The following is a 24,606-nucleotide window of genomic DNA, read 5'->3' as shown; positions in this document are numbered from 1 at the left end:
GGCAATATGCGCGGCCCATTCGCCATCGACGATGATATAGCCGTCGCCGAACCGCATTTCGGCATGAACAAGTCGCCCGTCGCTGTCGTTCGCCAGCATGCTCGGCTCGAAGCCGAACGCCGCCTGAAGCCAGGCCAAAGCCGCGCGGGGATCTTGATAGAAGACGCCGGAGCCGAGGACAGCGTGCTTGAACGGGTCGTCGATCGGCATGAGCGAATATCAGGCCTGCTCGGTGCGCGCCGCGCGGCGGCGCTGCCGTTCGCCCTTCGGGCTCTGCACGATGCGCACCCGCTTGACGCGGCGCGGATCGGCGTCGAGCACGTGGAATTCGAAGCCCGGTATGGCCTGCACCACTTCGCCACGGGCCGGAACCCGGCCGAGCGTGTTGAAGATCATGCCGCCGATGGTGTCGACATATTCACCGTGCTCGCCCGCGGCGAAATCCTCGCCGATCATCTTGGCGACGTCGTCGATCTCGGCCTTGCCGTCGACCACGAACACGCCCTCCCCGATCCGGGTGATCATCGGCTCGTCGTCGTCGTGCTCGTCCTCGATGTCGCCGACCACCATCTCGACGATGTCCTCGAGCGAGGCGAGGCCGTCGGTGCCGCCATATTCGTCGATGACCAGCGCCATCTGGGTCCGCGTCGTCTGCATGCGCCCCATCAGGTCGGAAGCAAGCATCGATGGCGGCACGAACAGCACCGGACGGATCAGGTCGAGATCGCCGATGGTGCGGGCGAGATCGACCTGGGCCAGATCGAGGATGGTCGGCGCCTGGGCCTTCCTGTTCGCCCGGCCCTTCTTGACGCGGGCGACCTTGGTGATGTGGGCGAGAACGTCGCGTATGTGGACCATGCCGCGCGGATCGTCGAGCGTTTCGGAATAGACCGGCATGCGGGAATGACCGGACTGTTCGAAGAGGCCAAGCAGATCGCCAAGCGAGGTGGTGATCTCGACCGCCTCGATATCGGCACGCGGCACCATGACGTCCTCGACGCGCACTTCGCGCAGCCGCAGGATGTTGTTGAGCATCGCACGTTCGCCGGGCGAGAAGGATTCGGCATCGGTGGCCGTTTCGGCCAGCGCGTCGGCGATCTCCTCGCGCAGGTTGGTGCCGTTGCGGTGCCTGAACAGGCCTAGCACGCGATCGAAGAGAGAAGGACCGGCATGCGGAGGCTCGGCGGCCACGCTGCCGGTCGGAATACTCGGACTGGAGCCCTCTTCCGATTTTTCGGAAGGCTTGGCCGCACTGCCGGCGTCCGGACGGGCGGCAGTTTCTGGTTTGTCGTTCATCGCCATCAGGTCAATTGGTCTTTTTTGTTACGCGTAGGGATCGGGAATGGCAAGCCTCGCAAGCGCCGCGCGCTCGATCGCTTCCATCTCCTCGGCCTCGGCGTCGGTCTCGTGATCATGGCCCAGAAGATGCAGCAGGCCATGGATGACGAGATGGGTGATATGGTTCGCCAGCGGCTTGTCTTCCAGTGCGGCCTCACGCGCAACGGTCTCGGAAGCAAGCACGATGTCGCCCAACATCGGCGGCAGCTCGGCGCCTTTCGGAACGGAAAAAGCCGGGAAAGACAGCACGTTGGTCGGCTTGTCCTTGCCGCGCCATTCGGCGTTGAGAGTGCGGATATGGGCGTCGTCGGAAAAAACGACGCTGAGCTCCGAAGCGCCGCTCGCGCCGGTTTCGGCAAAGGCGGCAGCGACGGCCTGATCGACCAGGTGCGCCAGCTCGGCCTCAGGGGGCCAGTCGCCGGCCTCGACGAAAATATCGATGTCGACCGGCGTCTTGCCGCTGGATCCCGGATTTTCAGCCATGGGCTTGGATCAGCTCTCGGCGCCGAGGCCCCTGGCGAACTTGCCGTCCCGGTCATAGGCCTTGACGATCTCGGCAACCAGTGGATGGCGCACGACATCGCCCTCGTTGAAGCGGACCGTGACTATGCCCGGCACGCCGTCGAGGATGCGCAGCGCCTCGACCAGGCCCGACTTGGTGTTGGGCGGCAGGTCGATCTGGGTCGGATCGCCGGTGACGATCATGCGCGAGTTCTCGCCGAGACGGGTGAGGAACATCTTCATCTGCATCGGCGTGGTGTTCTGCGCCTCGTCGAGGATCACCGCGGCATGCGCCAGCGTGCGGCCGCGCATGAAGGCTAAAGGCGCGATCTCGATGACCTCGGCGGCGATCGCCCGCTCGACCTTGTCGGCCGGCATCATGTCGTATAGCGCGTCGTAGAGGGGCCGCAGATAGGGGTCGACCTTCTCCTTCATGTCGCCGGGCAGGAAGCCGAGCCGCTCGCCGGCTTCGACCGCCGGGCGCGACAGCACGATGCGCTCGACCATGCCGCGCTCGAGCAGCATCGCCGCATGGGCCACCGCCAGATAGGTCTTGCCGGTGCCGGCCGGGCCGATGCCGAAGACCATTTCGGAGCGCTCCAGCGCGCGCATATAGGCGTCCTGGTTGAGCGAGCGGGCATAGATCGTGCGCTTGCGCGTGGCAATCTGGGCGGCCGAAACCTTGCCCTTGCGCTCCATGGTGGGCAGCGTCAGCTGGTCGTCGGCGGCGATCGCCATGCGCACGGCGCCGTCGACGTCGGACTGGCCGATATCGACGCCCTTCTGCAGAATGCCGTAGAGCGTGTCGAGCGCGCGGCGCGCCTGCTCGGCGGCCGAAGCTGTGCCCTTGATCGCAAGCTGGTTACCGCGCGAACGGATATCGACGCCGAGCTTCTGCTCGAGACGGGCCAGATTCTCGTCGAACTGGCCGTATAGGGCGCTGGCAAGCTTGTTGTTGTCGAAGGTCAGTACGATGTGCGCCATGTCGGAGGCCCCGGATGCCTGGTTCTGGGGCGGATTCTTCAGTTCAGCAGCGCTCAACCGTCTCTCCTCATCTGCCGAGGCTTGTGGCTATGCATGTCGTTGTCCCGAAACCGCGAGCACTTTTTGGGCGACATGCATCAGGCCAACTCGGCGAACAGGCTGTTGGGACCTGTCTTCGTGATTCGTACGTCGATAATGTCACCGATTCCGCCGGCCTTGTCGTCAACAATAACAGGCTGCAGCCAGGGCGAGCGGCCGACGATCTGACCGGCATGGCGGCCGGGCTTCTCGATCAGCGTGCTGACCGTGCGGCCGACCAGGCTGGCGATGAATGCCTTCTGCTGCTCGTTGACCAGCGCCTGCAGGCGCTGCAGCCGCTCGTCCTTCACGGCTTCCGACACATGGCCGTCCATCTCGGCGCCCGGCGTGCCGGGACGCGGCGAATATTTGAACGTGAAGGCCGAAGCGTAATTCACCTCGCGCACCAGTTCGAGCGTTGCCTCGAAATCCGCTTCCGTCTCGCCGGGGAAGCCGACGATGAAGTCGCCGGACATGGCGATATCGCCGCGGGCGGCGCGGATGCGATCGATGAGCGCCAGATAATCGCGTGCCGTATGCCTGCGGTTCATCGCCTTCAGTATCCGGTCGGAGCCAGACTGCACTGGTAAATGCAGATAGGGCATCAAGGCCGGCAGGTCACGGTGCGCGGCGATCAATTCATCATCCATGTCGCGCGGATGGCTGGTGGTGTAGCGCAGCCGCGCTAGGCCGGGAATTTTCGCCAGGCGGAAGAGCAGGCGGCCGAGGCCCCATTCCGCGCCGTTTTCGCCCTCGCCGTGCCAGGCGTTGACGTTCTGACCGAGCAGCGTCACCTCGCGCACGCCAGCCTCGGCGAGGCGCTCGGCCTCGGCGACGATCTGGGCCACCGGCCGCGAGACTTCGGAGCCGCGCGTATAGGGCACGACGCAGAAGGTGCAGAACTTGTCGCAGCCCTCCTGCACGGTAAGGAAAGCGGTCACGCCGCGCTTTGCCAGTTCGGCGCGCTTCGGCTGCGGCAGATGCTCGAATTTGTCCTCAATGGCGTAGTCGGTCTCGACGATCTTCTCGCCGCCGCGCACCCTCGCCAGCACGTCGGGCAGCCGGTGATAGGTCTGCGGGCCGATGACGAGATCGACGGCCGGCGCACGGCGTATGATTTCCGCCCCTTCGGCCTGTGCCACGCAGCCGGCGACGCCGATCAGCAGCTCACGGCCGGCCTCGGCGCGCTCGGCCTTCATGTCGCGGATGCGGCCAAGCTCCGAATAGACTTTTTCGGCTGCCTTCTCGCGGATGTGGCAGGTGTTGAGCAGCACCAGATCGGCGTCTTCGACGGCGTCGGTGGCGACATAGCCGTCGGCCGCCAGCGCATCGGTCATACGCTGGGAATCGTAGACATTCATCTGGCAGCCATAAGTCTTGACGAAGACTTTTTTCGCCGCCCCGGCATGCACCGGCTCGCGCTCAGGCGCGGTGCCGATGTCGTGGCTTTCAATCGTGTTCAATTCCATCGGGCGGCTTCTAACGCCTTTCCGCGACAAAAAACAGCCGATTCCGGCAGGCTACGGCGCCGCGCGTCGGTTTTTCAAGCTATGCGCTGACGACTGGGACGCGGCTCGGCGAGCGCAGCTTGCATCATCTCGCGCACTCTCGCTTCCATCAATCTTGCCGTTTCCTTGCGGTTAGAACCCTTGGAGAAGGGCACCGGATCACCGAAATGCACTTCGGCATCGAGCGAGCCCTCGGCAAGCAAGCCCTTCAAATGCGGCATCAGATCCTGGTCGCCGATCCAGGCGGCGATCGGCCGGTGACGGCGGCCCATCGGCACGCCATGCAGGCGCGTATAAGCGATCGCCACCGGCTGGATGAAGACCTGGTCCGCCGCCCCTTCCGAAATCGCCATCGAGGCAGCGCCGAACAAGGTGCTCTTGAACGGCAGCACCAGATTGCCGTCGCCGGTCGAACCCTCGGCGAACAGCACCATGGCATCGCCCTTGGCCATGCGTCTGGCGATCTCGCTCGCCTGGTCGCCGGAGGTGCGCCTGCGCTCGCGCTCGATGAAGACGGTGCGCTGCAGCTTGGACAGCATGCCGATCATCGGCCAGCCTTCCATGTCGGCCCTGGCGATGAACTTCACATCGACAAAGGAGCCGAGCACCATGATGTCGGTCCAGGAGATGTGGTTGGCCGCGATGAGCAAGGGGCGCTGCTTCGAGAGCGCGCCTTTGACGTGCACGCGCATGCCCAGCGCCTTGAGGATCATGCTGTGCCAGATTTTGAGGACGACCGTCTCCGGCCAAAGCCTCGTCTTCATCGACAGGAGCTGCAGCGGCGCCAGCACCAGCGTGCCGGCGGCGACGAGGCCGAACGCCACGAAAATCCGCAATTTCTTGATCATTCGCTCCGGCCCTATCCCACGGTCTGGCTAGCGAAGATCGCGGCGCATGACAAGCGCGCCGGTCGGGCCGTGCTCGGTCGACCGGTAGTAGTTCGGACGCTGGCCGACCTGACGGAAGCCCAGCCGGCGATAGAGCGCGATGGCCGGCGTATTGGTCTCGTCGACCTCGAGGAACAGCGCCTCGGCGCGCTGCGCATGCAATTCGCGCAGCACCGCATCGATCAATTGCCAGCCAAGCCCCTGGCGCCGATGGGCGCGAGCCACCGCGACCGTAAGGATCTCGCCCTCGCCTGCCGCGAGCCGCGCCAGCACGAAACCGACCGGCGGCTTCGCACCCTGCCCGGTCTCGCGCGCGGCGTAACCGAACACGGTGTCCTGTTCGAGCAGTGCCGCGAACTCGCCATCGGTCCAGGGGCGAACGAAATCCTCGCGATGCAGCACCGCAACGGCGGCGCTGTCGGCCACCGTCAGCGGCTCCAGCGCATAATCCCTGCGGCGCGGCTGAAAGAAAGGGATGCGCATCAGGATTTTTTTCCCTTTGGTGCATGATCTTCTCCAGAACCCGGCTTCCCGGATTCATGGCTCCGCCTTGGCAGAATGAAACCGGCCTGCGGCTTGGCGTCGGCGCCGCGCAGATAGAGCGGCTTCGGCTTTGCGCCTGGCCCTTTCGCCGGCCGATGGCCGGGATCTTCAGCGCCAGGGCCAAGCCGCGCGCGGTCGAGACGCCGACGCGCAGGCCAGTGAAAGAACCGGGGCCGATCGAGACGGCTACAGCGTCCAAGCCTTGGTAGCCGATCCCGCTGGCCTTCAATGCCGCCTCGATGACGGCCATCAGATGCTCGGCATGCCCTTTGCCGAGGTCGAGCACCTGGCGGCCAAGCTCGATGCCAGCGTCAGCGTCGTGTACGCAGGCGGCGCAGAGATTGGCGGCGCAGTCGATGGCGAGCAGCTTCATAGGGCCGGTTAACCAACTGGATCAAAACACATTCCCTGTGCCCGGCATGGCCCGCCGCCGCAAGGGCCACGCCGCATAAATGTTATGCGGCTTGGCTTTAGCGCGACATCAGCGAAGCTGGCCTTGACAGCGATCAGCCCGCAGCCGCGATGCGCAGCACGTGGTTGTCCCAGACATAGTCAGGTTCGGCGCGCGACCCGCCCGCACCGCCGACGATCTCGCCAGCGCCGGTCGTTGCCATGAAGTCGGCGCCGTCCGGCGCGAGACCGCAAACTTCGACCAGCGACTTCGTTGCGACAACGCGTCCGCTGGCGGCATCGATGACGGCCAGCGAATTACCCTCCGGCGAGGTCACGGCGACGGTGCCGGCATCGGGATTGGCGGCAACCGAGCCGATATAGTTGCGGAAGCCCGACAGCACGTCCTGCGGCATCTCCAAAAGCTCGAGCTCCTTGCCGCGCGCGGCGCGGCCGACCAGCGCCGGCCGGTCAGTCGCCGGCCCGCGATACTGGCAGCCGAACCAGACGGTGCCCGCCTGGTCGCGGTCCATATGACGGATCGACAGCTGATGCAGCGCCGGCGGCAATTCGTGCTTTTCGATCAGGTCGCCAGTGATGCGGTCGACCAGCGTGTAGGAAGGCTTCATCGTTGCGATGTTGAGCTCGGCGCGGCCGAAATCCGGATGCGTTTCGATGCCGCCATTCGCGACGGCGAGCGTCCTGCCGTCGCCGAGCAGCAGCAGTTCGTGCGGACCCGTGCCGTAGGTCGGGAACTCGCCGATGCGGCTGAACTTCGCCCGCGCGTCATAGACGCCGACGACGCCGGCGGCGTTGTCGAAATCATTTTCCGTTGCATAGAGCAGCGCGCCGTCGGGCGAGAACACGCCGTGACCGAAGAAGTGCCGGCCGGCGATGCTGGCGATGGTCAAAGGCTCCTCGCGGCCGGTGTGGTCGAAGACCATCGCGAAGGTGCCGGGCTGGCGGGCGAAGACGATCGAGCGTTTCGACACCGGATCGAACGCGACGTCGTGGCCACGGTCGGGCAGATCGAGCGTGTGCAGGATCTTGCCGGCCTCGGAGAGCACGGCGGCGCCGAAGCTGCCGTCGCGCCTGACGAAGGCCGTGGCGAAGACGGCGCCCGTTGCAAGCGTCTCCGCCCAGGCGCGCGGCGCCATCGCGGCGGCGAAGCCGGCGCCGGCGGCACGCAGAAAGTCGCGGCGATCGATGAGCGGCGTCGTCACGGCGTCAATCACCATCCAGCGACGAAAAGCCGGCGGTGAGGCCAAACTCGGCGGTCATCCTGGTGCCGATCAGGGTCGAGAGGCTGGAGGTGATCAGCGCGAGATGCTCGAGCTTGTCGCGCAGCGCCGGATCGGCGAGCGCCTTATCGATCGGGCCGCCAACAGACTTCGCCGTCGCCACGCCGTTGGTCAGCTGGATGTGGATGGATTCGGCCATCCACCGCGCATCGGCGGGCAGCGCATCGCCAAGCTTCGAGGCCTGGAACAGCTTGTCGATGCCGGACAGATTTCCGGCCAGCGAATTCAGCGTGTTCTGCGAACGCCAGTAGATCGCCTGCTTCGGCTTGTCAGCATCGGGCTTCGCGCCAAGAAAACCTTTGAGCCGCACGTCGCGGATCATTTCCAGCTCATTGATGAAAACGCCGACCAGTTCCGTGACCGCTTCGGTGCCATCACGATAGAGCGGGTTCTTCGGCCCCGGATTGGCCCAGAGCGAGGCAAAACCATCGGGCTTGCTCCATGCTTCGCGGACCTCGCCGGCAATCGCCTGGATGTTGCTGGCCACCGCCGCCCCGTAGGCGCAGCGATAGGGATCGTCCTTACTGGCAAGCGTTTCGGCACCATCGCCGAACAGCACATATTCCAACGCACCGAGGCCCTGCATGGCAACGCTCTTTCGCGCGAGTTGCGCCGGATCGTCGGCGGATGGATCCTTGGCAACGAGGGTCGACTGCACCTGCCTCAATCCGATGCTCTTGCGGTCCGGCCAGTACAGCATGCGCTCCAGCCGGTTGTTTTCCTTGATGGGCCCGAAGGCGATGATCTCGGCCACCGACCAGGCTTCGACTGTGGCGGAAAACTCGGTACGCGCCGCGTCGAGATTTTGCTGGGACGGCGCATTGCAGAGCTGGCGCATCGCCTGGGTCAGGGTCCCGGCATGATCGTCGAGGCTGGCGTAGGCCGGGCGGACGAAGCCGTCGATCGCGCGTCCGATAAGATCGGAAGCTTTGACCGCGGCCTGGGTCGGCAAGGCCGCGGCCAGCAAGAAAGGAAGGGCAAGCGCGGCGGCACGTCGGTTAAACATCAGAGCGACTCCAGGAATTTGATCAGCGCATCGCGGTCGGCCGCAGCTGCGCCGGCAAAGCGGTCGCGCGCCTTCTGGCCCTCGCCGCCATGCCACAGGATCGCCTCTTCGAGCGTCCGCGCGCGGCCGTCATGCAGATAGAAGCTGTTGCCATTGACCGTGGCGGTCAGGCCGATGCCCCAGAGCGGGGGCGTGCGCCATTCGCTGCCGCTCGCTTCCCCCACGCGCTGCCCGTCGGCGAGACCCTCGCCCATGTCGTGCAGCAGGAAATCGGAATAGGGCCAGATCAGTTGGAAGGCTTGCGCCTTGTTGGGCGTGCCGCGCATGGTGACGAATTTCGGCGTGTGGCAGGAAATGCAGCCCATCTCGTAGAACTGCTTCTTGCCGGAAAGAACCTCCGGCTTGTCGAGGTCGCGCCGCGCCGGCACAGCGAGGTTCTGCGAATAGAAGGTGACGAGGTCCATGACCGGGGGCGGCGCTTCCGCCGCGCCCAGGCGCTCTTGGACGCCATTCGGCAGGGTAAGGCACGCCTTCTCAGCCTCGGTGCAATCGCCCCAATGCTTCGGCACTTCAGGCGTCGAGATGCCGATATCGCCGGCAAAGGCATCGGCGGCCTGCTGCCGGATCGATGCGGCCTGAGCTTTCCAGCCGAAGCGGCCCAAAGTTATCGCGCCGCTCAACTCCTCGCGAACTATGTTCGGCCGGCCGGAGATGCCGTCGCTGTCGCGGTCATGCGGATCGGCAAGGGCAAGGATGTCGGCCGGGGCGATCTCCTCGATCAGTCCGAGCCCGATCATTGGCGGCGTCAGGCGCGGCGACAACGTCGTGCGCGGGTCGAGCGGGCCATAGCCCAGATTCTCGACCGAGTAGCGGGGCTTGCGCAGCAAAACGACGGCACCGTCACCCAGCGTGACCTTCTCTTCCGAATAGTCGATGCGCATGTGGCCTTCACCCTTGAGGCCGGGAACGGCCAGATCCTGCAATTGCGAGCCATAGACAGGATCGGGGAAATTCGGCAGCTTATGGTTGGCAAGTTCGGCTCTCTCCTCGGCATTGCTTGCATCGCGCGCCAGCCGCAAGAACATCGAGGTCGAGCCTGTGCCGCTTCCCGGCGGACGGCCGCGACCATCCTTCACATGGCAGTTCTGGCATGCGCGTTCGTTGAACAGCGGCCCGAGCCCGTCGGACGCTTGGGTCGATGACGGCGACGACACCCAGTTCTTGCGAAAAAGCGCATTGCCGAGCTTGAAGGTCCCTTCCTCCTCGAAGGTGATGTTGGCGGAAGGCTGCGAGAAGGCCTCGCGGTTGACGCCCTTCCTCGACGTGCCGGCGCCGCCCTGCATCAACTCGAACGATTCGGGCTTTGTAAAGTCGGTCGTAAGCTTGGTGACCGCCAGCACCCGCGCCTGATCCCCCGGCGTCAGATCTGTGCGGCTCGTCGGCAGACCCGCCGGCTCGCCCGCCATGGCGGGAGCAGAAAGCGTGATTGCCAGCAAGAGCGTGGCACCGCGCCAGATCCGGTATCGCGGGTTCCTCGGGAGCAGCAGGCCGGCTATCTCGGCCCGCCATGAGCGGCGCGAAAAATCTATCGGGCGCCGCATTCCCGCATGTCCTTACTCCGCCTCGTTGGCCGAGTCGGCGTTGAGCTGGCCGTACTTTTCCTCGCCGATCGAGGCGAGCAGGTCGAGCTGACTCTCCAGGAAGTCGATGTGGCCTTCCTCGTCCGTCAGCAGATCCTCGAACAATTTCATCGACACGTAGTCGCCCGCATCCTGGCAAATCTCGCGCGAGCGCTTGTAGGAGGTGCGCGCGTCATATTCGCCGGCCAGATCGGATTCGAGCACTTCCTTCACATTCTGGCCGATACGCAACGGCGCGACCGACTGCAGGTTCGGATGGCCTTCGAGGAAGATGATGCGGGCAACCAGCCGGTCGGCGTGATGCATTTCTTCGATCGATTCCGCCCGCTCCTTCTTTGCCAGCTTGGTGTAGCCCCAGTCTTCGAGCAGACGATAATGGACCCAGTACTGATTGACGGCACCAAGCTCCAGAAACAGGGCTTCGTTAAGCCGCTCGATGACCTGCGGTTCGCCTTTCATGGGTTCTGCTCCCGAATTGGCCGCGCAGTCCTCTGACGCGGTCCAGGTGTGAAACGATATCCGCGCCGCTCCCCTCTGAACGGGCGTGGTAGTTCTCGGTGACCCGAATGATCGTTTCCACCACATTTGGAAAGCAGCCGCAACAGCGGCCGCGCTTGCGCATGACATGATAGACCTTGGCCGGCACGATAAGCTGCCAGGGATCTTCATCCAGCAGACCGATGATCGTCTGCTCGATCTCCTTCTCGGTGATGATGTTGCAATGGCAGATCAGCATTCACTTGCTCTGGCTAGCGGCGCTGTTCCGGCGCCGTTTGGCTTGTTTCTCAATTGAGCATGATCTTGTCCAAAAACCGGCTTCCACTTTTTGGGATCATGCTCGGGTGCTTACTTGAACACCTTGTCCGGAGCATCAAGGCTGTCGGAGCCCTCGAAGGCGATGGCATTGAGCTTGAGCGAGCCGACCGCGCGTTCGATCGACTTGGTCTGGTCGATCAGCGCGTCGATCGCCGCCTGCACAGTGGCGTTGCCTTCCGCATTGCCTTCGGCGATCTGCTGGTCATAGGCCTCGCCGGCCAGCGCCCGCGCCTTGATCGCTTCCATCTTGGCGACCGAAGTATCGAGCTTGTCCGACAGTTCCTTGTCGATCGCAGAATCGGCCACCTTCACCATGTCCGACACCGACGGGCCGGAAACCACGGTGCCGTCGAGGCGCGTATAGTTGGCGTGATAGGCGGCGCGGATGCCGATCGCATCATAGAGATGCGAGTTGTAGGTGTTGTCGGAGAAGCAGTCCTGCTCCTCCTCCGGGTCGTGCAGCAAAAGGCCGAGCTTCATGCGCTCGCCGGCCAGTTCGCCATAGGATAGCGAGCCCATGCCGGTGAGGATGGTGGAGATGCCGGCATTCGGCTCGCCATCGACGAGGGTCTTGCGGGCGGCGCCGTCTTCCTTCCAGTTATTGACCATCTCCTGCAGGTCGTAGACCAGAAGGTCGCTTGCCGACTTCAGATATTCCGCGCGGCGGTCGCAATTGCCGCCAGTGCAGTTCTTGAGATCGTAGTCGGTGTACGGGCGCTCGCCGGCGCCTGGACCGGTCCCGTGCAGGTCCTGGCCCCAAAGCAGGAATTCGATGGCGTGATAGCCGGTCGCGACATTGGCCTCGACGCCGCCGGCTTCCTGCAGCGTGCCTGAGAGGAACTCCGGCGTCAGCTTCGAGGCGTCGACCTTCTTGCCGTTGATCTCGATCTCCTTGTTCGCAATGACGTTCGCCGTATAGAGCGAGTTCTCGTCCGACTCGGTGCCGTAGTTCTTGGCGACATAGTCGATCAGGCCTTCGTCCAGCGGCCAGGAATTCACCTTGCCTTCCCAGTCGTCGACGATCTTGTTGCCGAAGCGGTAGACCTCGGTCTGCTGGTAAGGCACGCGCGCCGCCTTCCAGGCATCGCGGGCAGCGTTGAGCGTCTCTGCCGAGGGCTTGGCGAGAAGCGCGTCGACGGCCTTGTCGAGCGCCTCAGCCGTGATCAGCGAATCCTCGTATTTGGCGAGCGCGATGTCGGCATAGGTCTTGATCACCGCCTTCGCATCGGTTTCGGCCTTCGCCGGCAGCACGAACACGGCCGCCGTCAGCGCCGCGGTGGCGCCGATCGCGGCAAGCCTGCTGCCCCAACGTAGCGCAATAGTTCGCGGCGTGATTATCGCTTTCATCAATCCCATCTCCTCAGAAATTCAATGGCATAGGTATGCGGCCGCCGGCGCGCGGCGCCAGCGCAAGCACGAATGACCGGAAAGGCAAAGTTGCCGCGCAATGGCGCGGCCAATCAGCAAAAGACACCGAAATGCCTCCAATCGAAAGGGTTCAAGGCCCAGACATCAAAGGAATGCGCCAGGAGCGCAGCCCTCCATAAAGCGGCGGAGCGGCTGGAAGTCAACTGGCGGTACAGAGAAAATTCAATTGAAACAACAGTTTAGAATTATTCTAAACTGGAATTATCAACTTTAAGCCGGCGAATGCGGCGGACATCCGGATTGACAGGCGGCCATCCTGGGTGCGACCCGGACCACGGCTCTTGCGGCGGCGGCAGACAATCGCCACTTGGCGGAAGATCCTAGATTTGAAGGCAAAAAGGGCTGCGATGAAGAACGGGGTGGTCATTGTCGGTGCGGGTCATGCCGGCGTGCAGGCGGCCGCTAGCCTGCGTGAGGAAGGCTATGACGGGCCTGTCATCCTGATCGGCGACGAGAACGAGCTGCCCTATCACAAGCCGCCGCTGTCCAAGACCTTCATCAAGGATGCCGAAGCCAAGCCGCAGCCCTTGCGCGGCGAGGCCTTCTATTCCGGCAATGCCATCGACTACCGGCCGGGCGTTTGGATCGACAGGATCGATGGTGGCGAGCGCAGGCTGGACGTTTCCGGCGGCGGCACAATTGCCTTCGACCGGCTGGTGCTGGCCACCGGCTCGCGGCCGCGCCTCCTCAAGCTCGATGGCGCGGAGCTCGCCGGCGTGGTCTCGCTGCGCTCGCTGGCCGATGCGCGGCTGATCCGCGAGTTGAGCGCGCAGAGCGAGGAGGTCGTCATCCTCGGCGGCGGCTTCATCGGCCTCGAAATCGCAGCGACGCTGAGGGCCGCCGGCCGCGGGGTCACCGTCGTCGAGGCGCTCGACAGGCTTCTCGGCCGCGCCGTGGCGCCGGCAATCGCGGCGCATGTGCGCCAGCGCCTGGAGGCTATGGGCGTGCGCCTGCTCACCGGCACCACGGTTGCCCGTCTGGAAGGCGAAGGCGGCCGCGTTTCGGCCGCTATCACGTCAAGCGGCGAGCGCCTGCCGGCGCAATTGGTGATTATCGGCATCGGCGTGGTGCCCAATGTCGAGCTGGCCGAAGCCGCCGGCATCGCGATCGCCAACGGCATCCGCGTCGACCAGCATATGCAGAGCTCGATCCCGGAAATCCTCGCCGTCGGCGATGCCGCCTCCTACCGGCATTGGTTCACCGGCGGCGACGTGCGGCTGGAATCGGTGCAGAACGCCACCGACCAGGCGCGGCTTGCCGCGCGCACCATCGTCGGCCATGCCGAACCCTTCGCGGCCGTGCCTTGGTTCTGGTCGGATATCGGCGACATGAAGCTGCAGATGGTCGGCCTGACGCAAGGCGGCGACAGCCATGTCGTGCTGGGCGAGCCGGCCGAGAACAGGTTCTCGATCTACCACTATGCCGGCAACCGGCTGCTGGGCATCGAATCCGTCAACCGCCCGGCCGACCACATGCTCGGCCGCAAGATGCTCGGCGCCGGCTTCTCGCCCGCGCCTCACACCGTGGCAGCCGGGCCGGATGCGCTGAAGGCCGCGCTTGCGGCCTTCAGCCAGGACGAGCCGGCAAGGGCCAGCGCGTAGAGATTGCCAATTTTTGCCATCAGCCTTACATTGGTTGAATGAGCACGATGAATATCTCACTGCCCGACAGCTTGAAGCATTTTGTCGATCAGCAGGTGACGGAACGCGGCTACGGCACGAGCAGCGAATATGTGCGTGAATTGATTCGCCACGATCAGGATCGTCAGCGTTTGCGCGGTCTGCTTCTTGAAGGCGCTTCGTCCGCGCCAGGCGCTCCTGTCGGTGACGACTATTTCGCGGCGCTGCGCAAGCGAGCGCTGGGCCAATAATTGGTTGCCGTAAAGGCGTTTATTCCTCGTGCCCTTGCCTTGCGGGATATCGAGGACACTGTCGATTATTATGCACGCGAAGCTGGTTCGCACGTGGCGCTAGCCTATGTCGAGGATCTTCAAACTGCCTACAAAGTGATAGCCAACCATCCTGCGTCGGGCTCGCTGAGATATAGCTATGCGATTGGACTACCCGGTCTGCGCAGTGTGCAATTGAAGCGCTATCCGTACCTGATTTTCTATGTCGAACAGGCCGATCATATCGATGTGTGGCGGGTCCTGCACGCCAAAATGGATATTCCAGCCTGGTTACAGAATCCGAACTCCTGACGGCGAGTTGCCGCACCGGCCTGGGCCGCCAGGAGAAACATTCGCACTGTCCGCCCCTTAGGCCGCCCGCGCCTCGCGGATCGAGGTCTCCAATATATCCAGCGCCTCCGTCATGACGCCGTCCTGGATGGTGATTGGCGACAGGAAGCGGATGACGTTGCCGTAGACGCCGCAGGTGAGCAGGATGAGGCCCTTGTCGAGCGCCTTCAGCCGCACCGCATTGGCTAATTCCGCCGAGGGCAGGCCGTTCTTCACATCATTGAACTCGACGGCGTTCATGAAGCCCGGGCCGCGGATGTCGACGATCTCCGGCACGTCCTCGCGGATCGACGCCAGCCGCTGCTTCAGCCTGGCGCCGAGCGCGTTGGCGCGCTCGCACAGTTTTTCTTCCTCGATGACGTCGAGCACGGCATGCGCCGCGGCGACGCCGATCGGGCTGCCGCCATAGGTGCCGCCGAGCCCGCCCGGTCCAGGCGCGTCCATGATCTCGGCGCGGCCGGTGACGGCCGACAGCGGGAACCCGCCGGCGAGGCTCTTGGCCATGGTGGTGAGATCCGGCGCCACGTCATGGTGCTCCATCGCGAACATCTTGCCGGTGCGGGCAAAGCCGGTCTGCACCTCGTCGGCGACAAGAAGGATGCCGTGCTGGTCGCAGGTCTTGCGCAGTGCCGTCATGAAATCGCGCGGCGCCTCGTAGAAGCCGCCCTCGCCCTGCACCGGCTCGACGATGATGGCCGCGACCCTGGCCGGATCGACATCGGCCTTGAACAACTTGTCGAGCGCTGCAAGCGAATCCGCGACCGACACGCCGTGCAGCGCGACCGGGAACGGCGCATGGAAGACATCGGCCGGCATGGCGCCGAAGCCAACCTTGTAAGGCACGACCTTGCCGGTCAGCGCCATGCCCATGAAGGTGCGGCCGTGGAAGCCGCCCGAAAAGGCGATAACCGCCTGGCGACCGGTGGCGTTGCGCGCGATCTTGATGGCGTTCTCGACCGCCTCGGCGCCGGTGGTGACGAAGACGGTCCTCTTGTCGAACTTGCCGGGCAGCATGCCGTTCAGGCGCTCGGCGAGGCGCACATAGCTCTCGTAAGGAACGACCTGATGGCAAGTGTGGGTGAAGCGGTCGAGCTGCGCCTTGACCGCCTCGATCACTTTCGGATGGCGGTGACCCGTGTTGACCACCGCAATGCCCGACGAGAAGTCGATGTAGCGGCGGCCCTCGACGTCCCAGATTTCCGAATTCTCGGCACGATCGGCGTAGATCTGCGTGGTCATGCCGACGCCGCGCGAGATCGACTGGTTCTTGCGTTCGGAAATGGCTGAATTCTTCATCTCACACCTCATCGGGCCGGCGCCCGCTCCGTTTTGATGCCGTCAAAGCCTCTTCTGACCTTATTTCAGGTTTTCCTCAAGTCGGCACATTGGCCCAGTCGATTGGACCTGCCGAAAGGCCGAAATCGATCTCGACCAGCCAGTCGATCGTCAGGCAGAAACAGTTTCCTTTTCCGGCCGATCGATTATCCTCGCTGCAGCCGCGACGTGCCGCTGCCGGGAGCGGCTTCCCGCGGGCCGAGGGAACCATGAGCAGGAACGCGACATCGTCCGCCTTGCCGTCCTTGCCGCTCCGCCCTGCATGTCGGGTGCGGGATGGCGCCAAAGCAGACGTGATCGTTGCTGCGGAGAGTTAAAAGCCAGGTCGCACCCCGTCGCGAACCTGCGAGAGAAAACTACACCCTCACAAACCCCTCGCTCGCTCGAAGCAGGTTGCGCGTATAATCCTCGCTCACGCGGTGGCCGATCAGCTGGCTTGCGGTCAGCGTCTCCACCGCTTCGCCGTTCTGCATCACCATCAGCCGTTCGCACATATGGGTGATGATGGCGAGGTCGTGACTGACCATCAGAAAGGTGAGCTTGCGCCGACGCCGCACCTCTTCGAGCAGGTTCAGCACCTCGGCCTGGACAGAAGCATCGAGCGCCGAGGTCGGCTCGTCGAGCAAAAGGATCGAAGGTTCGAGGATCAGCGCGCGCGCGATCGCCACGCGCTGGCGCTGGCCGCCGGAGAGCTGGTGCGCATAGCGGAAGCGGAAACCCTTGCCGAGGCCGACTTCGTCCAGCGCGCGCTCGATGCGCTTCTCGCCATCCTGGATTGCGTGAATGGCGAGCGGTTCCTGCAGCAGCCGGTCGACGGTCTGGCGCGGATGCAGCGACCCATACGGATCTTGGAAGACCATCTGCACGTCGCGGTAAAAGGCCTTGTCGCGGGTCTTGCCAAGCGTCTTGCCGTTGACAGCGATGGTGCCGGCAGCGACAGGCGCAAGGCCGGTGATTGCCTTGAGCAGGGTCGACTTGCCGGAGCCGCTTTCGCCAACCAGGCCGTAGGACTCGCCTTCCCTGACTTCGAGTTTAACGCCCTTCAGCGCGCGGAAGCGGTCGAAAATCACCTCCAGCCCTTCGATGGTGATGGCGGCCGTCATGCCGCCCACTCCGGCTTGCGGTCGAGCACCGGCAGCGGGTGTCGCTCGAAGCCGATCCTCGGCATGCAGTTGAGCAGGCCGCGCGTATAGGGATGCTGGGCCTCGCGCAGCTCGGACGCCTTGAGCTGCTCGACCACCTTGCCGGCATACATGACGACCACGCGGTCGCAGAAGGAGGACACCAGGCGCAGATCATGCGAGATGAAGATCAGCCCCATGCCGCGCTCGGCGACCAGCCTGTCGAGAATGTTCAGCACATCGAGCTGCACGGTGACGTCGAGCGCCGAGGTCGGCTCGTCGGCGATCATCAGTTCCGGCCCGGCGATCAGCATCATGGCGATCATCGCGCGCTGGCCCATGCCGCCCGAGACCTCATGCGGGTGAAGGTCGAAGACACGGGCCGGATCGCGAATCTGGACCGCCCGAAGCATCTCCAGCGCGCGCTCGCGCGCTTCGGCCTTTCCAACTTTCTCATGCGTGCGCAGCGTCTCGACGATCTGGCGGCCGATGGTCATCACCGGATCGAGCGAGTATTTCGGGTCCTGCAGGATCATGGCGATGCGGTTTCCCCGCAGCGCACGGCGCCGGCTGGATGACACCGAGAGCAGGTCGATGCCGTCGAAGCGCAGCTTTTTCGCCGAGACCTCGGCCTGCGGCGGTGTCAGGCCCATGATGGCGCGGCCGGTCTGCGACTTGCCGGAGCCGCTCTCGCCGACGATGCCCAGCCGCTCGCGGCCGAGCGAGAAGGACACGCCGCGAACCGCCTGCACGATTCCGGTGCGTGTCGGGAAAGTGACGCGCAGATCGTCGACCTCGAGCAGCGTGCCTTTCGTTTGCCTATCGGAATTGCCGCTCATTGGTTGCCGCTCATCGGTCGCCACTCATTGGTCGCCGCTCCGGGGATCGAGCGCGTCGCGCAGGCCGTCACCGAGCAGGTTGAAGCCGAGGCTGACGATGAGGATGGCAACGCCTGGTGCGGCAGCCACCCACCACTGGTCGAGGATGAAGCGGCGGCCGGACGCGATCATCGCGCCCCATTCGGGCAGCGGCGGCTGCGCGCCGAGGCCGAGGAAGCCGAGGCCTGCGGCGGTGAGGATGATGCCCGCCATGTCGAGCGTCACCCGGATGATCAGCGAGGAGATGCAGAGCGGCATGATGTGGCGCAGCACGATGCGGAAGGGCGAGGCACCCATCAATTGCACCGCCTTGATGTAGTCGGAATTGCGCACCGTCAGCGTCTCGGCGCGCGCGATGCGCGCGTAAGGCGGCCAGGAGGTGATGGCGATCGCCAGCACCGCGTTCTCGATGCCGGGGCCGAGCGCCGCAACGAAGGCCAGCGCCAGCACCAGCTTCGGGAAAGCCAGGAAGATGTCGGTGATGCGCATCAAAATGGCATCGGTCCAGCCGCCGGCATAGCCTGCGACGGTGCCGACCAGCAGGCCGATGGGCGCGGCGATGATGGCGACGAGGATGACGACATAGAGCGTCCAGCGCGAGCCGTAGAGGATGCGCGAGTAGATATCGCGGCCGAGGTCGTCGGTGCCGAACCAATGCGCGGCGCTCGGCGCCAGCAGACGGGCATTCTTCAGGTCACCCACGGTTGGCGAGTAGGGTGCCAGCACGCCGGCAAGCGCGGCTACCACCACCAACGCGAGAATGATGAGCAAACCGACGAGCGCGAGCCGGTTGGCTGTGAAGCGCCGCCAGGCCACATAGGCGCGGCCGAGCCTTGCCTGCATGCGCGAGGACGGCCGCTCGCTGAGCAGCCATTCGCGACGGGTTTGCATCGTCTCGGCGCTCATTCGACTTTCGTCCGTGGATCGAGGAGCCGATAGAGCAGGTCCGACAGAAGGTTGATGGCGATGAAGACCGAGCCGATGATAATGGTGCCGCCGAGCACCGCGTTCATGTCGGCGTTCTGCAATGAATTGGTGATGTAGAGGCCGATGCCCGGCCAGGAGAAGACGGTCTCGGTCAACACCGAGCCTTCGAGCAGGCTGGCATAGGAAAGCGCGATCACCGTCACCATCGGCACAGCGGCGTTGCGCAGCGCGTGGCCCCAGATGATGCGCGTCTCCGACAGGCCCTTGGCGCGCGCGGCGACGATATATTCCTGCGCCATCTCGTTCAGCATGAAGGAGCGCGTCATGCGGCTGATATAGGCGAGCGCGAAATAGCCAAGCAGGGAGGCCGGCAGGATGATGTGGCGGTAGGCGTCGTAGAAGACATCCCACTGTCCCTGCATGGCCGCATCGAGCAGGTAGAAGCCGGTGATCGGCGTGAAAGTGTATTCGTAGACGACGTCGAGCCGCGCCGGAAAGGCGACCCATTGCAGCTTGGCGTAGAACAGGACGAGGCCGAGCAGCCCCAGCCAGAAGATCGGCACGGAATAGCCGATAAGGCCGATGATGCGCACGATCTGGTCGATGAGGCTGCCGCGCCGCACCGCGGCCAGCACGCCGAGCGGCACGCCGATGACGGCGCCGACGATCGTGCCGAGCGTCGCCAGCTCGATGGTCGCCGGAAAGACGCGGCGGATGTCGGACATCACCGGATTGGTGGTCAGCACCGAAGTGCCGAAATCGCCGCTGAGCGCGTTTTTGACGTAGATGTAGAACTGCTGGATCAGCGGCAGGTCGAGCCCCATCTCGCGGCGCGTGCGCTCGACGACGGCTGTCGGGGCCCGGTCGCCGAGCACGGCCAGCACCGGATCGATCGGGATGACGCGGCCGATGAAAAAGGTCACCGCGAGAAGACCGAGATAGGTCGTCACCGCGATGACCAGGAAGCGGCCGATCGACGACAGAAGCGCGACGGCACGGGCGCCGCCGCGCCCCGCCGCCGCCTGGTTCTCAGCTACGCTCACGCGGCGCGTCCGAAAGCGCTATTCCTTCGAGACCGGCCAGACGAAGTTGGTGTCGAAGCTCGGGCCGAGCTTGAAGTCCTTCAGGTTCTTGCGCAGCCCCGCCACCTCCAGCTGCTGATGGATGATGACGAAGGGGCTGGTGTCGAGGATCTTCTTCTGCAGGTCCTTGTACATGTCGGCGCGCTTGGCGGAGTCCTTCTCGAGCAGCGCCGCCTCGGTTTCCTTGGTCAGGTCCGGAATATCCCAGGCATTGCGCCAGGCCAGTGTCTTGATCTTGGCACTGTCGGAATTGTCCGGGTTCGAGGCGAAAGTCTGCGCGTTGGAGTTGGGATCGAAATAGTCCTGGCCCCAATTGCCGATATAGATGTCGTGGTTGCGGGCGCGGTATTTGGTCAGCGTCTGCTTGCCGTCGCCGGGGATGATCTCAAGCTTGATACCGGCCTGGCCGAGCGTCTGCTGGATCGATTCCGCCATGCCAGTGGTCGGCTGGCCGGTGCGCACGTCCATGGTCACTTTGAAGCCATCAGCCAACCCGGCCTTTGCCAGCAGCTCCTTGGCCTTGGCGACGTCGAGCTTGAACGGATTGTCGTCGATCGCGCCGAGGTCGCCCTTGGGCAGGAAGGACTGGTGGATCTCGCCGATGCCCTTCAGGATGGTCGAGGCCATCGCATCATAGTCGATGAGATATTTGAACGCCTGACGCACCTCAGGCTTGGCGAGGTTCGGGTTCTTCTGGTTGAGGCTGATGTAATAGACCGTGCCCTTCGGCGCGCTTGTCGTGGTGAGATCGGCGTTTTTGGAGATGGCATCGAGATCGTTCGGTTCCAGATTGCGGGCGACATCGATGTCGCCGGCCTCCAGCGCCAGGCGCTGCGCCGAGCTCTCCTTCATGTTGCGGTAGATGACGCGGGCGAGCTTGGCCTTCTCGCCATTGTAATTGTCATTACGCTCCAGCACGACAGCCTCGTTGGCGCGCCATTCGCGCAGCTTGTAGGGGCCAGAGCCGGCATAGCCGGTCTTCAGCCAGGCGTTGCCGAAGTCGTTGTCCCATTTGTAGTCGGCGCTCGGCGTGACGGCGGCGACATGCTCCTTGACCAGCTTGCTGTCGACGACCGAGGCGACGGTGGCCGACAGGCAGTTCAGCACGAAGCTCGGCGCATAGGCCTTGTCGACAACGAACTGGAAGGTGGTGTCGTCGACCGCTTTCGCCTTCTCGGTGACATTGTCGCCACTGATGCCGAACTGATTGATGATGAAGGCCGGGCTCTTATCGAGCTTGATGGCGCGCTCGAAGGAATAGGCGACATCGGCCGCGGTGATCGGATTGCCGGAGGCGAACTTCATGCCGGGCTTGAGCTTGAAGGTATAGGTCAGGCCGTCATCCGAAACGCTCCAGCTTTCGGCGAGATCGCCCTTGACCTTGGAAGTATCGTTGAGGTCGAGGCGGACCAGAAGATCATAAGTATTGCCGGTAACCTCGGCGGTCGACAGCTCGAACGCTTCGCCCGGATCCATCGAGATGATGTCGTCGATTGCGAAACCTTCGACCAGCGTGTCGGCAGGCGTGACCGCAAAGGCCGGCACCGCGAGCAGCGCCGACATCGCCACACCCGCGAGCAAGCCACGAGAGCGAAGAGCAAACCTTTCCAGCATCATGGTAGTCGTTCCCTGTTTTGTTGATTGTTGACCTGAGTTCCCGGCTCAGGGTTGCAGAATTCCTTGGGACCGATCGACGGCCCACCGACCTTACCGTCGTGGTTTTTGTCCAGTTGGTCAACACCCTATTCGGCGGCGTTCGAACCCGCAACGCGCATTTTTCGAGACAGCTTATTGGGCCAGAATGGGCCACCGCGAGTCGACCCAGGCGCCGGCTAGCCGAAGCCGTCGATTGGGAAAAATCTGCCAAATCTTGGCCGCTTGGAAGTCGCCCGTCATTTCAGCTGCGCGACCAGGTTCGCGTCCGGAAAGCAGGTGGCGGTCTTGCCGTTCTTCGCTTGCCAGACGCCGATCGAGCGGCGTGTCTTGAAGCCGGGCAGGCCGTCGGCGCTGCCGACATCGTAGCCCTTGGCCTCCAGCGCTTGCTGGAGGGCAGCGATATCGGACCGGTGGAGATCGCCCACCCGCCCCCAGGTACCGGCAAAGGTGGCGTCGCCTTTGGCGATGCGATCGGCGGCGTGGCCGATGAACAGCGCATAGAGATCGCTGGTGTTGTATTGCTTCAGCACATAGAAATTCGGCGTGACGATGAAAGCGGGGCCGCTGCGTCCGGCCGGCATCAGCAGGAAACCCTCGGCCTTGAGTTCACTGGCCGGAAACGCCTTTCCGTCGGCGCGCCTGATGCCCATCGCCACCCAGTCAGAAATCTTCTTACCCTGGTCGGGTCCTTCGAGCGCGCAGGAGACGTTTGCCGGCGCAATCACCTCGGTCCCCCAGCCGCGCCCCCTCACCCAGCCATAGTGGACAAGATAGTTGGCGATGGAGGCGAGCACGTCCGGCGTCGAATTCCAGATGTCGGGCCGGCCGTCGCCGTCGAAATCGACGGCATGCTTGAGGAAGGACGTCGGCATGAATTGCGGCTGGCCGAGCGCGCCGGCCCAGGAGGACTTCATCGCATTGACCGGAGCGAGCCCGCGCTCGACGATCTCTAGTGCGGCCAGCACCTCGGTGCGGAAGAAATCCTTCTTCGTCGACATGAACGCCTTGGTGCCTAGCACCTCGAAGGCGTCGTAAGGCATCTTGGCGGCGCCGAAGCCGGTCTCGCGACCCCAGATCGCCAGCACGATCTCGCCAGGCACGCCGTAGCGCTTCTCGATGAGCCCAAGCACGCGGGCGTTGGCGCTCTCGCGCGACCGTCCTCCGCCGGTGACGGCCCGAATGGTCTTCTCGGCGAAATAATTGGCGGGCGGACCGAACTCCGCCTGGTGCTGTTTTTGCGGCGTCGCCGGCTTCTCGCCGGGCATGACGAGATCCGGCAGTTTCAGGTTCGGCTTCACGCCGATGAAGGCGGCGTCGAAGGTCTTTTTGGAAATGCCTTTGGCCTTGGCCTCGGGCCAGAGGTCGTTTTGCAGCCAGGCCTGGAATTGGTTGTCGATGGGCGTGGCGCGAGCGGGGAGGGTGAGGAGGACGGCAAGCGCCGCAAGGAAAAATGCGAAGCCGAATTTGGAAAAGCCGCGTTCTGTCGCGCCCCCCTCTGTCTTGCCGGACATCTCCCCCACTTGGGGGGAGATTGGCTGTTTCGGTGCCCCGCCTCTTCCTGCGACCTTGGATATTGGCGAAAGCCGGCGTGACGTCTGATCTCCCCCCTTGCGGGGGAGATGTCCGGCAAGACAGAGGGGGGTGGGACGGAGTGCGGCCTTTCCGGGAAAAACGCCAGTCACCAATCCCCTCCCCTCAAAACGCCGTCCTCGAGCGCAGCGCCGCGGCAAGCGTGCCTTCGTCGAGATAGTCGAGTTCGCCGCCGACCGGAACGCCATGCGCGAGCCTAGTCACCTTGACCTCGAAACCCGAGAGCTGATCGGTCAGGTAGTGCGCCGTGGTCTGGCCCTCGACGGTGGCGTTGACGGCAAGGATCACCTCCTTCACCTCGCCGCCGGCGACACGGTCTACCAGCGAGCGGATGTTGAGCTGGTCCGGGCCGATGCCATCGAGCGGCGACAGCGTGCCGCCGAGCACGTGATAGCGCACATTCATGGCGGCGGCGCGTTCCAGCGCCCAGAGATCGGAGACGTCCTCGACGACGATAAGCGTGCCGGCATCGCGGCGTGGATCGGTGCAGATCATGCACGGGTCGGAGGTGTCGACATTGCCGCAGGTCGAGCAGATGCGCACTTTATCGGCCGCCTCGCCCATGGCTGCGGCTAAAGGCTCGAGCAGCTGCTCCTTCTTCTTGATGAGATGGAGAGCCGCGCGCCTTGCCGAACGCGGCCCGAGCCCCGGCACCTTGGCCAGGAGCTGGATCAGGCGTTCTATCTCTGGACCGGCGATTCTTTTCGACATCGCTCTGATCTAGAGCAATTCCGGGAAAAGTGCGAAACGGTTTTCAGAGCGCTTTGGTGACATCCGCAACAGGAAATGATCCGCCATGCCGTCAAGGCGGATCATTTGATGGCGGGTTGGCTCAGTAGGCTTCGAGCGGCCGGGACTGGCTGACAATCAGCGCGCCGATGGCGTCGGTGTTCTCAGGCGTCGACTGGAATCCCATCGCCGCTTCCTGCGGAGCGCTCGGAACGGAGGTGATGTAGCGACCTTTCAACGTGCCGCCGAAGCGGGAGGCGTCGGGCTCCTCCATCGGCTCCTGCATCGCCACCATGATCGGCTTCGCCGTGACGCGGCCGGCCTTCTGCCCTGGCGCGGCGGAGGCCGTCACATAGGTCTGCTGGGCAGCAACGGTTGTGGTCTTGGCCGGAAGCGCTGGCGCGGCAGCCGCGGTCGTAGCGGCCTGCTTGGCCGGATCAGCATGAACGATCGTCTTGACCACCGGCTCGGCGGAAGCGACGAGGACCGGAGCGGTGGGGTCGGTCTTCTGCGACTTGCCGGAGGCCATGGCGACCATCGGCTCATCCGGCAACGGCTGCCAGTTGCGGCCGCGCTTCTCATAGAAGGCATTGCCGCCGGCCACCATCGTGTAGTGCATGTTCTTGTAG

General features: G+C 64.1%; 23 protein-coding genes and 3 pseudogenes. 3 read left to right on the top strand and 23 right to left on the bottom strand.

The genetic code is table 11. The annotated features are described in order from the left end of the window. The 14 genes and pseudogenes from EOA75_RS07775 to EOA75_RS07710 form a co-directional block, all read right to left on the bottom strand. Positions 1-210, bottom strand: a pseudogene (locus tag EOA75_RS07775) (glyoxalase); the annotation flags it as partial. Positions 211-219: 9 nt separating this feature from the next. Then, positions 220-1,296: a hemolysin family protein gene (locus EOA75_RS07770; protein WP_095824403.1), complete on the bottom strand. Its 1,077-nt coding sequence runs from the start codon at positions 1,294-1,296 to the stop codon at positions 220-222. A gap of 27 nt (positions 1,297-1,323) precedes the next feature. Then, positions 1,324-1,821, bottom strand: coding sequence for an rRNA maturation RNase YbeY (ybeY, locus tag EOA75_RS07765; protein WP_066996319.1), 498 nt, complete (start codon positions 1,819-1,821; stop codon positions 1,324-1,326). A gap of 9 nt (positions 1,822-1,830) precedes the next feature. Then, a complete protein-coding gene (locus tag EOA75_RS07760) occupies positions 1,831-2,823 on the bottom strand; it encodes a PhoH family protein (protein ID WP_245299624.1) in 993 nt (330 codons plus the stop codon). A 137-nt stretch (positions 2,824-2,960) separates the two neighbouring features. Further along, on the bottom strand, positions 2,961-4,370 hold the full coding sequence (gene miaB / locus EOA75_RS07755; RefSeq protein ID WP_127323995.1) for a tRNA (N6-isopentenyl adenosine(37)-C2)-methylthiotransferase MiaB: 1,410 nt from the start codon (positions 4,368-4,370) through the stop codon (positions 2,961-2,963). Between the two features lie 74 nt (positions 4,371-4,444). Next, positions 4,445-5,257 carry a lysophospholipid acyltransferase family protein gene (locus tag EOA75_RS07750; RefSeq protein WP_095824236.1) on the bottom strand — a complete coding sequence of 271 codons (813 nt, stop codon included), beginning with the start codon at positions 5,255-5,257 and terminating at the stop codon, positions 4,445-4,447. Between the two features lie 27 nt (positions 5,258-5,284). Beyond that, positions 5,285-5,779, bottom strand: a complete 495-nt coding sequence (gene rimI, locus EOA75_RS07745; RefSeq protein WP_095777510.1) for a ribosomal protein S18-alanine N-acetyltransferase — start codon at positions 5,777-5,779, stop codon at positions 5,285-5,287. Further along, positions 5,779-6,212 (bottom strand): annotated as a pseudogene (tsaB, locus tag EOA75_RS07740) (tRNA (adenosine(37)-N6)-threonylcarbamoyltransferase complex dimerization subunit type 1 TsaB). The gene rimI and the pseudogene tsaB overlap by 1 nt, the downstream one beginning before the upstream one ends. Positions 6,213-6,345: 133 nt before the next feature. Continuing rightward, positions 6,346-7,452 (bottom strand): DUF1513 domain-containing protein, encoded by a 1,107-nt coding sequence (locus EOA75_RS07735; RefSeq protein WP_127323994.1) that lies wholly within the window; start codon positions 7,450-7,452, stop codon positions 6,346-6,348. 4 nt (positions 7,453-7,456) lie between these two features. Then, positions 7,457-8,536: an imelysin family protein gene (locus EOA75_RS07730; protein ID WP_127323993.1), complete on the bottom strand. Its 1,080-nt coding sequence runs from the start codon at positions 8,534-8,536 to the stop codon at positions 7,457-7,459. After that, positions 8,536-10,137 (bottom strand): di-heme oxidoredictase family protein, encoded by a 1,602-nt coding sequence (locus EOA75_RS07725; protein WP_127323992.1) that lies wholly within the window; start codon positions 10,135-10,137, stop codon positions 8,536-8,538. Before EOA75_RS07725 ends, EOA75_RS07730 begins: the two co-directional genes overlap by 1 nt. 12 nt (positions 10,138-10,149) lie before the next feature. Then, the gene (bfr, locus tag EOA75_RS07720) at positions 10,150-10,635 is read right to left on the bottom strand and encodes a bacterioferritin (protein WP_067324504.1); all 486 of its coding nucleotides are present in this window, start codon (positions 10,633-10,635) and stop codon (positions 10,150-10,152) included. Next, positions 10,601-10,912, bottom strand: coding sequence for a (2Fe-2S)-binding protein (locus tag EOA75_RS07715; protein ID WP_127323991.1), 312 nt, complete (start codon positions 10,910-10,912; stop codon positions 10,601-10,603). The genes bfr and EOA75_RS07715 overlap by 35 nt, the downstream gene beginning before the upstream one ends. A 110-nt stretch (positions 10,913-11,022) precedes the next feature. Further along, positions 11,023-12,339 carry an imelysin family protein gene (locus tag EOA75_RS07710; RefSeq protein WP_206516975.1) on the bottom strand — a complete coding sequence of 439 codons (1,317 nt, stop codon included), beginning with the start codon at positions 12,337-12,339 and terminating at the stop codon, positions 11,023-11,025. Positions 12,340-12,767: 428 nt separating this feature from the next. Here EOA75_RS07710 and EOA75_RS07705 point away from each other — a divergent pair, with 428 nt between their 5' ends. Genes EOA75_RS07705 through EOA75_RS07695 form a run of 3 tightly spaced genes read left to right on the top strand, consistent with a single transcriptional unit; the run spans position 12,768 to position 14,620 of the window. Beyond that, positions 12,768-14,021, top strand: a complete 1,254-nt coding sequence (locus tag EOA75_RS07705) for an FAD-dependent oxidoreductase (RefSeq protein WP_127323990.1) — start codon at positions 12,768-12,770, stop codon at positions 14,019-14,021. Between the two features lie 38 nt (positions 14,022-14,059). Then, positions 14,060-14,290 carry a type II toxin-antitoxin system ParD family antitoxin gene (locus EOA75_RS07700; RefSeq protein WP_067324498.1) on the top strand — a complete coding sequence of 77 codons (231 nt, stop codon included), beginning with the start codon at positions 14,060-14,062 and terminating at the stop codon, positions 14,288-14,290. Next, the gene (locus EOA75_RS07695) at positions 14,291-14,620 is read left to right on the top strand and encodes a type II toxin-antitoxin system RelE/ParE family toxin (RefSeq protein WP_127323989.1); all 330 of its coding nucleotides are present in this window, start codon (positions 14,291-14,293) and stop codon (positions 14,618-14,620) included. A 57-nt stretch (positions 14,621-14,677) separates the two neighbouring features. Here the strand turns inward: EOA75_RS07695 and EOA75_RS07690 are convergent, their stop codons facing one another. The 9 genes and pseudogenes from EOA75_RS07690 to EOA75_RS07650 form a co-directional block, all read right to left on the bottom strand. Beyond that, a complete protein-coding gene (locus EOA75_RS07690) occupies positions 14,678-15,955 on the bottom strand; it encodes a 4-aminobutyrate--2-oxoglutarate transaminase (RefSeq protein WP_095799315.1) in 1,278 nt (425 codons plus the stop codon). Between the two features lie 395 nt (positions 15,956-16,350). Next, positions 16,351-17,097, bottom strand: coding sequence for an ABC transporter ATP-binding protein (locus EOA75_RS07685; protein ID WP_095783114.1), 747 nt, complete (start codon positions 17,095-17,097; stop codon positions 16,351-16,353). Beyond that, positions 17,094-17,954: an ABC transporter ATP-binding protein gene (locus EOA75_RS07680; protein WP_066996477.1), complete on the bottom strand. Its 861-nt coding sequence runs from the start codon at positions 17,952-17,954 to the stop codon at positions 17,094-17,096. The genes EOA75_RS07685 and EOA75_RS07680 overlap by 4 nt, the downstream gene beginning before the upstream one ends. Positions 17,955-17,978: 24 nt before the next feature. Next, positions 17,979-18,899, bottom strand: a complete 921-nt coding sequence (gene nikC / locus EOA75_RS07675; protein WP_095799313.1) for a nickel transporter permease — start codon at positions 18,897-18,899, stop codon at positions 17,979-17,981. Further along, positions 18,896-19,963, bottom strand: a complete 1,068-nt coding sequence (locus tag EOA75_RS07670) for an ABC transporter permease (RefSeq protein ID WP_127323988.1) — start codon at positions 19,961-19,963, stop codon at positions 18,896-18,898. The genes nikC and EOA75_RS07670 overlap by 4 nt, the downstream gene beginning before the upstream one ends. Positions 19,964-19,981: 18 nt before the next feature. Further along, complete coding sequence (locus EOA75_RS07665; protein ID WP_095799312.1) at positions 19,982-21,619, bottom strand: ABC transporter substrate-binding protein; 1,638 nt, start codon at positions 21,617-21,619, stop codon at positions 19,982-19,984. Positions 21,620-21,894: 275 nt separating this feature from the next. Next, complete coding sequence (locus EOA75_RS07660; protein ID WP_067324487.1) at positions 21,895-23,169, bottom strand: lytic murein transglycosylase; 1,275 nt, start codon at positions 23,167-23,169, stop codon at positions 21,895-21,897. A gap of 184 nt (positions 23,170-23,353) precedes the next feature. Continuing rightward, on the bottom strand, positions 23,354-23,959 hold the full coding sequence (recR, locus tag EOA75_RS07655) for a recombination mediator RecR (protein ID WP_066996262.1): 606 nt from the start codon (positions 23,957-23,959) through the stop codon (positions 23,354-23,356). 121 nt (positions 23,960-24,080) lie between these two features. After that, positions 24,081-24,606: pseudogene (locus tag EOA75_RS07650) on the bottom strand (cell wall hydrolase); the annotation flags it as partial.

This window comes from Mesorhizobium sp. M1A.F.Ca.IN.022.07.1.1, assembly GCF_003997575.1.
Classification (GTDB): domain Bacteria; phylum Pseudomonadota; class Alphaproteobacteria; order Rhizobiales; family Rhizobiaceae; genus Mesorhizobium.
Note: the sequence above shows the minus strand (reverse complement) of the source record. Positions and strands in the feature narration are given on the sequence as shown.